The organism is Streptomyces sp. WM6372, assembly GCF_001279655.1.
GTDB lineage: Bacteria > Actinomycetota > Actinomycetes > Streptomycetales > Streptomycetaceae > Streptomyces.
This window is the reverse complement of the sequence record NZ_LGDB01000182.1, coordinates 13,993-27,721: the sequence shown is the minus strand read 5'-3', so window position 1 is coordinate 27,721 and position 13,729 is coordinate 13,993. Positions and strand designations below refer to the sequence as shown.

General features: G+C 70.0%; 9 protein-coding genes and 2 pseudogenes. 9 read left to right on the top strand and 2 right to left on the bottom strand.

What is annotated here, in order from left to right:
• Positions 1–131 precede the first annotated feature (131 nt).
• From ADK52_RS42990 to ADK52_RS43705, 4 genes and pseudogenes are all read left to right on the top strand, one after another.
• Positions 132–2,120 (top strand): DNA/RNA non-specific endonuclease, encoded by a 1,989-nt coding sequence (locus tag ADK52_RS42990; protein ID WP_063783867.1) that lies wholly within the window; start codon positions 132–134, stop codon positions 2,118–2,120.
• Positions 2,121–2,151: 31 nt separating this feature from the next.
• Positions 2,152–3,033: a hypothetical protein gene (locus ADK52_RS17355; RefSeq protein ID WP_053690726.1), complete on the top strand. Its 882-nt coding sequence runs from the start codon at positions 2,152–2,154 to the stop codon at positions 3,031–3,033.
• 745 nt (positions 3,034–3,778) lie between these two features.
• Positions 3,779–4,543: pseudogene (locus ADK52_RS17350) on the top strand (IS630 family transposase); the annotation flags it as partial.
• A 208-nt stretch (positions 4,544–4,751) separates the two neighbouring features.
• Positions 4,752–4,958: pseudogene (locus tag ADK52_RS43705) on the top strand (LLM class flavin-dependent oxidoreductase); the annotation flags it as partial.
• 114 nt (positions 4,959–5,072) lie between these two features.
• Here ADK52_RS43705 and ADK52_RS17345 read toward each other — a convergent pair.
• Together ADK52_RS17345 and ADK52_RS17340 are read right to left on the bottom strand one after the other, a co-directional pair.
• Positions 5,073–6,299, bottom strand: coding sequence for an RCC1 domain-containing protein (locus ADK52_RS17345; RefSeq protein WP_053690725.1), 1,227 nt, complete (start codon positions 6,297–6,299; stop codon positions 5,073–5,075).
• A gap of 26 nt (positions 6,300–6,325) precedes the next feature.
• Positions 6,326–7,537: an RCC1 domain-containing protein gene (locus ADK52_RS17340; RefSeq protein WP_053690724.1), complete on the bottom strand. Its 1,212-nt coding sequence runs from the start codon at positions 7,535–7,537 to the stop codon at positions 6,326–6,328.
• A gap of 625 nt (positions 7,538–8,162) precedes the next feature.
• Here ADK52_RS17340 and ADK52_RS17335 point away from each other — a divergent pair.
• The 5 genes from ADK52_RS17335 to ADK52_RS17315 all read left to right on the top strand — a co-directional run bounded on the left by ADK52_RS17335 (position 8,163) and on the right by ADK52_RS17315 (position 13,696).
• Entirely contained in the window at positions 8,163–8,693 is a 531-nt protein-coding gene (locus ADK52_RS17335; protein WP_053690723.1) for a hypothetical protein, read from the top strand.
• Complete coding sequence (locus ADK52_RS17330) at positions 8,690–9,895, top strand: hypothetical protein (RefSeq protein WP_053690722.1); 1,206 nt, start codon at positions 8,690–8,692, stop codon at positions 9,893–9,895. Before ADK52_RS17335 ends, ADK52_RS17330 begins: the two co-directional genes overlap by 4 nt.
• A 33-nt stretch (positions 9,896–9,928) precedes the next feature.
• On the top strand, positions 9,929–10,807 hold the full coding sequence (locus ADK52_RS17325) for a hypothetical protein (protein WP_234343918.1): 879 nt from the start codon (positions 9,929–9,931) through the stop codon (positions 10,805–10,807).
• 13 nt (positions 10,808–10,820) lie between these two features.
• On the top strand, positions 10,821–12,200 hold the full coding sequence (locus ADK52_RS17320) for a hypothetical protein (protein ID WP_053690721.1): 1,380 nt from the start codon (positions 10,821–10,823) through the stop codon (positions 12,198–12,200).
• A 101-nt stretch (positions 12,201–12,301) separates the two neighbouring features.
• Entirely contained in the window at positions 12,302–13,696 is a 1,395-nt protein-coding gene (locus ADK52_RS17315) for an MFS transporter (RefSeq protein WP_063783866.1), read from the top strand.
• Positions 13,697–13,729: the final 33 nt, after the last annotated feature.

The window sequence follows — 13,729 nt, the reverse complement described above, 5'->3', positions numbered from 1 at the left end:
GTCAGATCGGAACGCCCGACCGGAACGGCCGTTGGTTGCATTCCCGCCCCGGGCGGCAGAAGGCGATGCGGCGCAACTGATCGCATGTGCTGCCAGATGCCGCCCGGGGCGGCTTTCCACAGAGAGAAGACATGATTTCACCTCGCAGGAGACGAATACTTCCCGCTCTCCTCCTCGTTCTGAGCCTCACCGCGACCGGCACCGCTGCCGCCGCCGACGGCCAGGCCCCCGCCCCGGGCGACGTCGGCAAGACGTCGGCGGCGCAGGCGTCCCCCCGCAAGGCGGGCGGCGTCGACCCGAACGGTCCGGCCGGCACAGCCGCCCCCGGCAAGACCCGCCCCGCCACGCTGAGTTCCGAGGAGAGCTGCGAGCCCACGCACGCCGACTCCCGTGAGCGCAAGGCGGGCGCCGTGCGGGCCTGTGTCACCACGATCGCCACGCCGGTGACCACGGCACTGCGGAAGTCCCTCGCGGCCGCGCCGCCGGCGGCGGCCCCTGCTGCCGCCGCCGACTCGGGCAGCTGTGCGATCACGACCCCCGGGACGTGGTGGCACAGCCGCTTCGGGTACTGCGTGTACAGCCTGACCGTGCTGTACACGCTCAAGGACGGCAACGACAAGGAGATCGGCACCGGCACGCTGAACGTGTCGAGCAGTGCCGTCCTGCCCGCCAAGGGCACGAAGTGGAACGAGATGGTCGTGGTCACCATGACCGGTGCGACCGGGGCCGTCACCTCCCTGAACGTGAAGTTCAGGGCCGCCTGTTCGGCCGGCTGCAAGGTCACCACCGCCTCCCCCTGGCAGGGGAAGACCATGGTCAAGGACCAGGTCCTCAAGGGCAACGTGTCCTACGCCTCCACCCCGGCCGCCGGCACGACGGTCGACTTCACGACGTCGTACCAGATGTACGTGACTGCTCCCGGCGCCCAGATCACGGACCCGAACGCCTCCTGGAGCAACCCGGCTAAGATCCGCTGCGACGACGCGGTCCGGGACACCACCACCGGCGCGTCCGACCCCGGCTGCGTCGTGCCCAGCATCATGCCGGTCGTCAAGATGAGCGACCAGCAGAGCCCGTCGGGCGCGGGGGCCGCGGCGGCCGGCTACCTGTGGGCCCAGAACACCCTCCCCGACGGCTGGGGACGCGGCAAGCCGCTGACCCGGGCACGCGGCGACATCGCCGGCCGGGCGGCTCGGACCTGCGGATCGTTCCAGGCCCGGACGGACCTCGTGGCGACCGACAGTTGCGACGACTTCCCCTTCGCGGTCACTCGCGAAGGCGGAACCGACGGCGCTCAGTGCGCCGAACTCCTCCCCCGGCACAGCAGTGGCGGGTGGGTCGTCGATGTGCTGGACGGCGGCACGGGCAGCCCTTGCACGCGCGCTCACGTCCCGCTCGCGGACAAGCAGGCTGCTGAGGGCCAGCTCGCCGAAGGCTTCGCGAACCAGCGCGTGGTGGAAGGCGACCAGTTCAACCTGGAGATCGCCGGTTCGATCACCGAGCCGCAGGCCGTCTGCCGGCAGAACACTCCGGCCGGGGCTGTCCCCAGTGGCAACGGGTGGATCAAGAACACCACGGACCCCGTCCCGCACATCAACATCAAGACCAACCCGCTCGGGCCGGCCGGTGTCCGGGCGGCCATGGCCCAGGCCTGCCTGGGTACGGTGAAGGGGAACGGCAGCGACGCGAAGGGGGACATCACGGGCTGGCTGGACGCCGATCTGTTCCGCACGGCCAACTCGTCCACGGCAGGGCTCGCCCGCTGCCACCTGATCGCCAACATCCTCGGCGGCAAGGGCATGGTCGAAGACGGCGGACAGATCAATCTGGTCCCGTGCTGGCAGTCGGGGATGAACACGGGAACGCCCAGCATGCGGACCTACGAGGCCGTCGCACAACTGGCGGTGAAGCCCGTCAAGGAGGGCGGCATCCTCGGGCCGAACGACGCGATCTTCTACGAGGTGACGCCCGACTACCGCAACAGCGACAGCACGATTCCCGTGGGCGTCAAGATGACCGCTAGGGTCGAGCGTTCGGACGGAACCTCGCAGCCGCTGTTCCCCGACGTCTACATCACCAACACCCAGAAGAACACCGGTCTGCTGAACCTCGGAAACTAGTCCCATCTGATATGCGCCATCGGGAGCCAGAATGAGCCGTACCACCCCGCCGCGGCCGCTCGACGTCACCGCGGTCTTCCCTCAACTGGCCCCGCTGGCGCGCACAGCGACCCGGTTGCATCCCCGCCCCGGGTCCGCGACACCGCATGACAGCTCGGTCGGCGGGCCACTGCTGTGGCCCGCCGACGAGCCGTGGCCGCACTGCGACGAGTGGCACGGGGGACCGGGCCCGGTCGCCATGGTGCCCGTCGCCCAGCTGTACGTGCGGGACATACCCCTCCTGCGCACGCCCGGACGGGCCGATCTGCTCCAGGTGCTGTGGTGTCCCTTCGACCACGAGCCGGACGACAAGCCGCTCACCGCCCTGTTCCGGCGTACCGCCGCCGACGTCACCGAGGTCCTTGCCGCGCCGCCCGAGCCGTTCGACGTGGAGTACGAGGGCTACGTGCCCAAGCCGTGCCTGCTCGCGCCGGAGCAGATCACCGAATACCCCAACCCCCTGGAGCTGGACAAGGAGCTGCAGCAGCAACTGGCGGACGGGGGCAGGTGGCGGGCGGCCGGAGTGGACAACCGCTACGTCCTCGCCCCGGACGAGTTCTACTGGAACGAGCTGTCCGTCGCTCCCGGCTGGAAGGTCGGTGGCTGGACCCGCTGGGGCCTCACCGATCCCGTCGCCCGGCTCTGCCCCGTGTGCGGCACCGGGATGGACCCGCTGCTCACCATCGCCTCGTCCGAATGGAGATCCCATACCGAGAGCTGGATCCCCTCCGAAGACCAAGCCCTCGCCACCGGGTCCCTCGACGATCCCGAACCGTGGAACCCGACCCGGCTCGACCTCGCCCGAGGCTACGACCTGCAACTGCACGTCTGCCCGGTATCCCCGGAACATCCGCACATCGGCCTGATCCAGTGAGGCAACCACATCGCGCGCCCTGGTCCTCCCCCCGGGCGGCCCGGGCGCGTCCTGGCAGCAGAGTTGACGGTCATCGCACTCGGGGTCGTACTGCGGGGCTTGACGCCCAGGACCGGGTTCTCGGTGCAGAGGCCGAGGCGGTAGGCGTCGAGGAGGGCCGACTTGACCTTGTCGAAGGCGTTGGACTGGGTGGCGAGGCCGGCGTCGTTTGCAACAGACGGGCGCCTTCGCGATCAGAACGCCGAATCGAAGGCATGGCAGTTGCATCGTGGCCCTGGAGTCCTAACTCAGACACCAGCCGCAAACCAGGTCGCGGGTAGCCGAACGCGCCCCGTTCCTGGGTACCAGCCAGCCGTCCCCGAACTCCGCCGCCCTCCTGGTCATGGTCCGGAGCAGTGGCTGGCCTGATAGCTTCACCTGGTCCGACACGGCCCGCAGTACACGGGTTGGACACCAAGAAGAGCCCTCTCCGGCAGTAGTCGGCGGGGGCTCTTCACGGTCCCGAAGGGACTCAGGTACCGGGGCCGGCAGGGCCGAAGGTCCCACCGAGGCTCGGGAGAGGTCAGCAGCCCAGGGCGCCGGTGAGGGGCCTAACGGGGTTGCTCGGGGAGTTGGGGTTGACCAGGTCGAATCCCGGAACGACCTTGAAGGCGTTGAGAGGGCTGCCCGAGGCGGTGTCGGTATCAGGTCCAGCATGCGCGACGCCGGACATCGACAGTGCTGCACCAGCGACAGCGACCGTTGCGACGCGACGCACTGGTCGACCAGGTCGATGGCCGCGGTGACCGGGATGTCGCAGTCGACGGTCTCAAGGATTTGGCGGGCGTTCGCCCTGGCTCCGCACCGGTCGCAGACGTTCAAGCTGTCGACGGATCCGCTGTTCATCGACAAGGTCCGTGATGTCGTCGGCCTCTACCTCGATCCGCCGGAGAAGGCTTTGGTCCTCTGCGTGGACGAGAAGTCGCAGATCCAGGCTCTGGACCGGTCCCAGCCGGTTCTGCCGATGATGCCCGGTGTTTCAGAGCGCCGCAGCCACGACTACATCCGCGCCGGCACCACCACCCTCGTCGCCGCCCTCGAGGTCGCGACCGGCAAGGTCATCGGATCGCTCCACCGCCGCCACCGGGCTGCCGAATTCAAGAAGTTCCTGGCCAAGCTCAACAAGGAGGTTCCGGCCGGTCTCCAGGTCCATCTGATCCTCGACAACTACGCGACCCACAAGACGCCGGACGTGAAGAAGTGGCTGCTGGCGCACCCTCGCTTTCACCTGCACTTCACGCCGACCAGCGCGTCCTGGCTGAACCTGGTCGAGCGGTGGTTCGCCGAGCTCACGCAGAAGAAGCTCAAGCGTGGAGTCCACCGCTCCGTCCAGGCCCTCGAACGCGACATCCGGGCCTGGCTGACCGATTGGAACGACCAGCCCAGGCCCTTCGTCTGGACGAAGACCGCCGACGAGATCCTCGACAAAGTCGCGGCCTACTGCCACCGAATCTCTGACTCAGGTCACTAGGTCGATTCGATAGGACCCGGCCGCCTGCTGTGGCCGATTTTCGTAGGCGCAACCAGTCGTTCTCACACCTGGCGCGTTGGTTCACTGGCTTTTGCCCGGGGCCGGTTACCGGATCCCGCGGTCCCGGGCCGACACCCGCATCCGTATCCTGCCCTGCTCTGCCGTCCGGCATCCGGCCCCCGGGCACATCACCGACCGGCAGTTAACTGTGAGAGGTGTGGGCCGACGTGCCGTCACGAAGAGCCGTGCCGCTGTCGGTGTTGGACCTCGCACCCCTTGCTTCGGACTCGACCCCTGCCCGGCGCTGCACCGCACGGTCGACCTGGCCCGACATGCCGAACGTCTGGGATACGCCCGCTACTGGATCGCCGAGCACCACCTGACCCCGAGCGTCGTCGCCGCCGCACCCGTCGTGCTGCTGGGTGCGGCGGCCGCCGGCACGCGCCGGATACGGGTGGGCTCGGGCGCGGTGCAGACCGGCCCCGCCGCCCGGTGGTGCCCTCGAATGTCTTCGTGTCAGTCGGCGGGATCAGTACGCGAAGCTGGATCTGGCGTTGATGGCGGCCGCGACACGGGAGACGTCGCTGCCGGGGGGCAGGGTTTGGACGGGCTCGGCGCTGGAGGTGGTGCTGCCGTTGCCCAGCTGTCCGCCGGCGTTGGTACCCCAGGCCACCACCGAGCCGTTGTCGAGCACGGCCAGGGTGTGCTCTGCGCTGCCCGCGATGTCCTTCACACCGAGAGGGGTTTCGATGGGGACGGGAGTGGTGCGGTCGATGGTGGTGCGGTCACCGAGCAGGAAGCCGGCGTTGTCCCCCCAGGCGCTGACGCTGGCGTCGCTCAGGATGGCGAAGCTGCTGGAGGCGGTCGCGGACACCTTGGCGACGGAGTCGAGGAACTGGACGTCGACGGGGACCTTGCTGTGGTTCTCCGCGCCTGTGGTGGCGATGGTGTCGTTGCCCAGCTGACCCTTGTTGTTGTGACCCCAGGCCTTGACGGTGCCGTCCGTCGTTCTGGCCAGCACATGCCTGCATCCCACCGAGATGGACTCTACGTCGGCCAGGTCCTTGACCTGTTTGGGGATATTGCTGGCGGCGGTGGCGCCGTTGCCGAGGCGGCCGTCGGCACCCGACCCCCAGGCCCACACCGTGCCGTTCTTGTGCAGGGCGACGCTGAAGTCACAGCCCGCGCCGACCTTGTCGATCCCGCTCAGGCTTTGAACCGCCACCGGGGTGGTCGACGCTGTCGCACTGGTCGTCCCGTTGCCGAGCTGGCCCGAGCCGTTGCCGCCCCAGGACAGGACGCGACCACCCTGCACGGCCAGTGCGTGGTTGAGACCGGCGGAGACATGGCTGATGCCGGAGAGCTTGGCGACAGCGGCGGGATGGTCGTCGTTCGTGGTGGTGCCGTTGCCGAGCTGGCCGTCCCTGTTCGAGCCCCAGGACCGTACGGTGCCGTCCTTGAGCAGTGCGATGGCGAAGGTCGTGGCGGGGGCGGCGGGAGTGGTGACGGCCTCCGTGCCGCCCGCGGAGAGTTCCTGTACGTCCGCGCGCGCGATGCCCTGGACGGCGGTGGGGGTCGTTTGCTGGACCGTGTTGCCGTTGCCGAGTTGGCCGACGGTGTTCGCGCCCCAGCTGCGGACCCACGGGTCGCTGCTCCCCGCATGAGCCGGTAGGGCGGAGGCGGTGAGTGCGGTGAGTGTGGTGAGGACGATAGCTGAGGTGAGGGCGACTGCCGGGGTGGTGCGCAGGAGGGTCATGGCCCGGTCCTTTCGAAGGGTTGACGTCAGTACGTGTACGAGGTGTTGCCGCCGAGTGATGCCGCCACCTTCGTGATCGCGGACCCTTCGTTGAGGACGGTGACCAGCTCGTAGCGCGCGATGGTGGTGCCGTTGCCGAGCTGGCCTTCGCCGTTGTCGCCCCAGGTGTAGACCTTGCCGGCGGTGACCGCGATGCCGTGGCGTGCGCCCGCGGCCAGGCTCTGGACGCCCTCCAGGCGGCGGATCTCGACGGGGGAGGTGCGGTTGGTGCGCGATACGTTGGCTTCGAAGGCCGCGTCGGGCTCCAGGAGTTGGCCGTACTGGTTGCTGCCCCAGCCGAAGACTCTGCTGTCGCCGGTGCGGGCGTAGTTGTGGTGGGCTCCGGCCTCGATCTCGGTTACGCCCTCCAGCCAGTCGACGTCGACGGGGACGGTGGAGGAGGTGGTGCTCGAATTGCCCAGCTGTCCGTACAGGTTGTAGCCCCAGGACTTGAGGGTGTTGTCGGAGGTGAGCGCGACCGCGTGGTGGCAGCCGGCATCGATCTCGATGACGTCCTCCAGGCCCTGGACCTGGCGGGGTACGGAGCTCAGGGCGCGGCTGCCGTTGCCGAGTTGACCGTGTACGCCGCGCCCCCATGCGTAGACCTTGCCGTTCTCCAGCAGGGCCAGGCTGAAGTCGCACCCCGCCGAGATCCGCTTGGCCTTGAACGAGCCCTGGACCCGGTCGGGGACCGTGCGGCTTTCGCCGGTGCGGTTGTTGCCGAGCTGTCCGTAGGTGTTGTCGCCCCATGAGTAGACCTGGCCGCGGTCGTCGAGCGCCAGGGCGTGCGAGCCGCCGGCCGCGACGGCCTTGATGCCGCCGAGGCTCGGGACGGTGAGGGGCACGGTCTGGTTGGAGCGCCCGCCGTTGCCGAGTTGGCCCGAGGAGTTGTGCCCCCAGGCCTTGACGGTCTTGTCGGTGAGGGCAAGGACGAAGGAGTCCGACGAGGAGGTGCCCCCCGCGGACATCTCCGTCACGTCGCCCCGGAAGAGGCTGGTCACGGAGGCCGGTGAGAGGCTGTCGGCCAGGGTGCCGTTGCCGAGCTGGCCGGTTCGCCCGGCTCCCCAGGCGAGTACGGTCGGCTGGCCCTCGTTGGCGCCGGCGGTGGTTGCGGTGGCCGGTAGAGCGGCGATGGCGGCGGTGACGGTGACTGCGGCGAGCGTGCGGTTGAGCAGGGTGCGGCCGGGTGGACGGGCCATGGGGGCTCCTTCGGTGAGGCGCAGGGTGGAGGCCGTGGCGGGGGCCGGGCCGCGTTCCGGGCACGGCCTCCAGGGACTCCGGGACTTGGGCTACTCCGGGGGCGTGCGTCACCCGTGGCGATGTCCGGGGGACACCGTCACGGACATCGGAGATATAGGCAGATTGTCTGAATTAGGCGATATCTGCGAGCTGGAATCGCCGAACCCACTCGTGTGCCCGTCCGCCGCACGGGTTGTGGGGAAGGGGTGCGGCGCTGGCCTGTTGTGGTGAAGTCGACCTCCGGCGGCGTGGCGGACCGTGGAGTGCGATGGTGCGGCTGTCCGGCCGTCGGCCGCGGGGGTGTGCGGTGCGCGCCCGTGGGGTCGGTGCTGCTACCCGGTCGTTCCTTCGGGGTGCGGGCGGTCCGGCCGTGTCGAGGTCCGGACGGCGGTGTCCGTCGTGGTCCGGCTCGCCCAAGCGGCTGTGGATCCGAAAAATCTGATGGGCTGAGGTCAAGATCGGCCAAAGTGGTGAGCCCGGACGGTGACCCGACCAGCGGAGATCGCAATGCGTAATCGAGCCGGATACTTGGCGTAGGCGCCCGGCTGTGGCGCCGACCCCCCATTCGCCGTCCCGGAGAAGGCCATGCGCCACCGCATCCGTCCGTCCCGTCCGCTGCTCCTCCTCGTGTCGGCCCTGACCGCGGCTGCCGTCTGCGGCCCCGCCCCGTGGGCACACGCCACGCCGGCCCCCGTCCCCCTCGCACGGTCGGTGCCGGCCCCCGACGACGAGGATCCACCCTGCCCCGGAGGCGAGCCGAAGCCCTGCGGTGCCGCCCCGGCCGAACGCGACGATGTCGAGGCCGACCGCAAGGGCGTCGAGAAGGGCACGGAGACGGCCGAAAAGGACATCGCGGCGGCCAAGAAGCAGGTCGAGGAGTGCCGGCCGGGCTCGAAGGAGTGCATGACCGGCCTTGCCGGTTCCGGGACCGAGGAACGCAAGGGCCTGGACGAGGCCCGCAAGGGGTTGGACGAGTTCAAGCCCGCACCGGCCGACAACGCTGCGACGGCAGTGGACGGGGCGTGCGCCGCCTTTGCAGCCGAACTGCCCGCAGGCCTCACGTCTTCCGGAGGGGCGCCCTTGATGACCGGTGTCTGCGAGCTGATGAACCCGTGACCGATACGAAGATCCACGCGCGGCGCACCGCCATGCCGAGGGCAGCGGCACTCGCCGTACTCCTCGTGCTCATGCTCGTGCCCGTGTCCCTTTCCGCTCCGGCGAGCGCCGCCCCCGTGCCCAAGAAGGCACCCCCGCTCCCCGCGGTGCAGGCCTTCGACGGGGACACGCCGCTGCCCTCGCCGGCCCGTATCCGCGAGCACTGCGCCAAGCACCGCGACGACTGCCGCTTCACGATCGACGCCGCCGCGTCCGGCGAGTACTACAGCGCCGTCAAATCCTTCGGCAACGCCGTCGTCAACTGCACCCGGGACCCGATCAGGGTGGATCGGCAGATCGTCCTCCGCACGGGCAGCACGGACAACCTCGGCGGCGACATCACGGGGAAGCTCGCCGTCGAGGGCCAGATCAACGCCTCGGGCGAAGTGAGCGCCGGGGTCGACGCGAAGGGCAAGGGGGAGTTCGTCACCCCGAACAAACAACAGGGCCCCCATGCGACGGTAGGGGCCGAGGCCGGGGTCAGCGGCAGCGGGAAGGTCGGCGGGTCACTCGGCGTCAAGGCGGCCTTCGAAGGCGCGTTCAAGCTCTCCTACCAGCGCAGCTGGACCACCGAGCAGACCGAGACGACCACCTACAGCACCACCGTCCGGTCCGGCGAGGCCCTCGCCTTCGGCGCCAGCGCCGCCATGCAGCGGATCGCCGGCACGCTCACCACCGGCACCGGGCTCAGTGCACGCAACGTCGTCGTGGACGGCCCGTCCACCGTCAACAACAGCACCTTCATGGCCGACACGTTCGCCGTCCCCGCCTCGGTGTGCGACCGGGCGGGCACCAAGGGCAAGAGCGACGTCGAGGTCAACGCCGAGGCCGCCGAGCGGATCGCCGCGCGCCAGGAGGCGAACCAGGCGGCCGCGCAGCAGACCGGCAAGGACATCAAGGCCGTCGGGAGCAAGATCGCCGAGTGCCCGGCCGGCAACGCCGCGTGTATGGAGAAGCTCGCCGGCAAGGGCGAGCGCGAGGAGGCCGGCATCAAGGGCATGGCAGACACCATCACCGCCTTCCGGCCGGAACCCGCCGACAACGGCACCGCCGCCGTCACGACCACCTGCGCGAACTTCCCGGGTTCCCTGCCGGGCGGCGCCGCAGAACAGGGTCAGGCCCCCTTCCCTGCCACACAGCTTTGCTCCCACCTCGGATCCTGAGCGGCCCACAGCCCCTGAGGAGGGGAACTTCCGATGACCACGTACTTCCTGCGCCGTGGTGCCCTGCTCCTGCCCGTGCTCGCACTTGGCCTCGCCTCAGCGCCCGCTCCGGCCGCCGCCGACGGCAGTGCCCGGCAGGGGCCGGGGAGGTTGCCCGTGGCTCACGCGCGCACCGCGGACGACCGCCAGACACGGATCGAGGAGATCCTGGAGTACTGCGGAAGCACGCGCAACGCTTGCTCCTTCCAGATCGACACCGCCCGCACCCGCGAGTACGCGACCGCCGTCGCCTCGCTGGGCAACGCCGTCGTCAACTGCACCACCGACCCCATGACGGTGGACCGTACCGTCACCCTGCGCACCAGCAGCTCCGACAACATCGGCGGGGAGATCTCGGGCCGGGCCACGGTCGAAGGCACGGTCACCGCGACCGGCGAGGTCACGGCAAACCTCGCCGACGAATCTTCCAACGGCCACAAGACCCCCTTCCTGAACACTGGTCCCACCTCGGAGAAGGGCACCAGGAACACGGTCTCCAGCGGATCGAAGGAAACCGGCTCGACCAGCGCCAAACAGGCCTTCGAGACCGCCTTCAAGGCGACCTACGCGCGGTCCTGGACCACCGACAACACCGAGACCACCACCTACCGGACGACCGTCAAGCCCTACGACATGCTGGTCTTCGCCGCGAGCGCGGCCATGCGGCGGGTCGTCGGCAGCCTCGTCACCGACCAGGGCAAGAAGATCACCGACGTGGCGGTGGACAGCCCCTCCATGATCAACACCAGCCGCTTCATCGCCCAGACGTACGCGGTGCCCGACAACCTCTGCGGCCGCAAGCGCCCCGGTGGCGACACCGCCCCCGACGAGGACAACGCCCATCCCGTACACGGCACCCGCCGGTCCCGCTGAGGAGCCCGCCGTCATGCACCGCTCCATCCGTCCGGCCCTCCACGCCCTGGCCGCGGCCGGCCTCCTGCTCCCCTCGCTGCTCGCGGCCGACGCCGTGGGCGCCGCCGCGGCACAGAACGACGTCCCGGTCCTCAACGGGGACTTCACCGCACCCGCCTTCACCGGCGAGCGGTCCACCGTCGGCCTCGCCTACTGGACCGGGCTCAACCAGCGCTTCTCCCCCTCCGCCTCCGGCCGGGCCGACGGGGCGGCCGGCGTCGGGCTGTCCAAGTCCGGCAACACCCTCCGGCAGCGGCTGCGCGGGGTGCGCACCGGGTCCAAGGTCACCGTCACTTACGAGGACAGCCCCGCCGTGGCCCAGGAATGCACCCGCGACGAGGTCGCCGACGGCCAGCCCTACACGGTGCAGGGATCCGGCGGGCCCGTCCGGGAGATGCGGACCGCGCCCGACCCGGACCGAACGAAGGGCACGCCCGGCCGGGGGCGCTGGACCGAGCGCACCTATGAGTTCATCGCGGACGAGAACGAGCCGGTGCTCACTTTCACCTCCAGGATCGCCAGCGCCGCTTCCCAGGTGCCCTGCTCACCCATGGTCACCAGGGTCCGGGCCGTCGAGGTGCCGCCGCCCGTGGACAAGACGGTCGACAAGTACGCCCTCGGCGCCGCCGAGGCGTACAAGGACAATGAACGCGAGGCCTCGCTCACGGTCGCGGTCTCCAACTGCAACGGTGACAACATCTGCACCTTCCGGCCCGACCCGCGCTACTCCTTCCGCTACTACGACCGGGCCCGGGTAATCGGTGAGGCCTTCGTCAACTGCACTCGAAACGCCCTGGAACACAGCCGCGTCCTCTCCTACACCGAACGCGGCCACGACAGCATCTCCCAGACCTACGCCGCCGCGAACCTCCTGCTCGAACCGGCAGCCCGGCTGCCCACCACCGGCGATCGCACGGAGGACAAGAAACGGCTCGCCGACAGCCACTTGGCCAGGCAGCTCGCCCTCGGCTACGAGATCGCCTGGCAGCGGCCCTTCCAGTGGTTCAGCAGCGACCAGCGGACGGTGGTGGAGAAGATCCAGCCCGGTGAGGTCAGCTGGGTGGAACTGCAGCCCAGCAGAGAACGCGTCGAAGGCTGGTTCGTCAACAAGAGGGACGACTACCGGCTGCACGCCGTGGTCGACGCGCCCTCACGCGCCGTTCCGGACCGCATCTTCCAGCGAACCGGCCCCATGGCCGAGGCGGAGAAGCAGCGCTGCGCGGCCGCCCGCCCCATGACGACCACCCCGGTGGGCGCCGATACCGCGGCCGGCTCCGCCGACAAGGGTCTGCTGGAGATCCCCCCGCCCACCGCGCCGAGCCTACGCCCGGCCCGCAGCATCCCGCTGTCCTGAATTCGCGGTGCTCCGCCCTCCGGGCACCTCCATACTGCGAGAGGAGCCTGGAGCCGCGGCACGCACGTACGCAGGTACCACCGGTGTGAAAGGACCCGCCCTTGCGTGAGACGGACGGCACGCGCGATGCTCGGACCGCCCCGACGACGACGCGGGTTCGATGGCAGGTGGTCGTCCTGCTGTTCCTGGCCGTGGTCGTCAACTACGTGGACCGCTCCAGCCTGTCGGTGGCGCTCCCCGTGGTGAAGGAGGAGTTCCACCTGGACGACAGCATGTCCGGACTGCTCCTTGGCGCCTTCTTCTGGACGTACGCGGCGTTCCAGATCCCATGCGGGCGGATGGTTGACAGATTCGGGCCGCGCCGCGTGCTGGCCGTCGCCGCCGTGGCGTGGTCCCTGGTCACCGCCGCCACGGGCCTGGCCTCCGGCTGGGTCTGGCTGCTGGCCTCCCGCCTGCTGCTCGGCGTCACCCAGGCCGCGATGTTCCCCGCGGGGACCAGCTGCGTCGCGTACTGGTTCCCGCGCGCCGAGCGGGCGACCGCGAGCGGGCTGTACGACAGCGGGGCGCGCGTGGGGACGCTGGTGACCCTTCCGCTGTTCGCCGTGCTGACGGCAGCCGTGGGCTGGCGCGGGGCATTTGTCTTCGCGGGAGCCGTCGGGCTGGTTTGGGCCCTGTTCTGGTGGAGGCTCTTCCGCGACCGGCCGGACGAAGACGCGCGGGTCGGCGAAGCGGAGCTGCGCCACATCCACGAGGAGGAGGACGGTCCGGTCCCGGAAGCCGTTCGGGCGGATGCCTCCGCGCCCACGCCCGGCTGGGGCGAGCTGCTGCGCAACCGCACGGTCTGGGGCACGGTGCTCGCCGTGATCGCACAGTCCTACGTCATCTACTTCTTCATCACCTGGTTCCCCTCCTATCTCGTCGACGCCCGCGGGTTCACCCTGCTCCAGCTCGGGCTCTTCGGCATGCTCCCCGGTTTCGCCGCCATCGTGGGGAACTGGCTCGGCGGGTGGGCCTCGGACCTTCTCGTACGGCGCGGCAGGACGCTCACGTTCGCGCGCAAGAGCTGCGGGGCCGGCGGGTTGTTGGTGGGCGCCTCCGTGGGCGCGGCCGCCGTCGTGCCCGGTGCCGGGGCGGCGCTCGCGCTGCTGTCACTGTCCTTCGCCGGGGTGTCGTTCGCCACCTCCGTGCTGCTGACGATTCCGGCGGACATCTCACCACCGGGGACGCCGCTGGCAGGGACCCTGCAGAGCTTGCAGAACACCTTCTCCGGGATCGCCGGCATCGCCTCTCCCGTGATCGTGGGCGTACTCAAGGACCTCACCGGATCGTTCGTGCCCGGGCTGCTGTCCGCCGCCTTGGTCGCGGTCCTCGGCGCCCTGGCGCTGCTGGTCGTGGTGGACCGGATCGACGCCGACGTGCTGTCGGCGGGCCGGGGGCGCTCTGGCGGCCGGACGCGTGGTCGGGCAGGCTTTCAGCGCAGTTCCGTACGCAAGTGACGGCGCCGGCCGCGCACAGCGCGACGGGCAGAC

What these genes read in the sequence shown, in the direction of transcription:
- ADK52_RS17345 (WP_053690725.1), bottom strand. Translation starts at nt 6,299, where the DNA reads ATGACCCTCCTGCGCACCACCCCGGCAGTCGCCCTCACCTCAGCTATC.
- ADK52_RS17320 (WP_053690721.1), top strand. Translation starts at nt 10,821, where the DNA reads ATGCACCGCTCCATCCGTCCGGCCCTCCACGCCCTGGCCGCGGCCGGC.
- ADK52_RS17340 (WP_053690724.1), bottom strand. Translation starts at nt 7,537, where the DNA reads ATGGCCCGTCCACCCGGCCGCACCCTGCTCAACCGCACGCTCGCCGCA.
- ADK52_RS17325 (WP_234343918.1), top strand. Translation starts at nt 9,929, where the DNA reads ATGACCACGTACTTCCTGCGCCGTGGTGCCCTGCTCCTGCCCGTGCTC.
- ADK52_RS17355 (WP_053690726.1), top strand. Translation starts at nt 2,152, where the DNA reads ATGAGCCGTACCACCCCGCCGCGGCCGCTCGACGTCACCGCGGTCTTC.
- ADK52_RS42990 (WP_063783867.1), top strand. Translation starts at nt 132, where the DNA reads ATGATTTCACCTCGCAGGAGACGAATACTTCCCGCTCTCCTCCTCGTT.
- ADK52_RS17335 (WP_053690723.1), top strand. Translation starts at nt 8,163, where the DNA reads ATGCGCCACCGCATCCGTCCGTCCCGTCCGCTGCTCCTCCTCGTGTCG.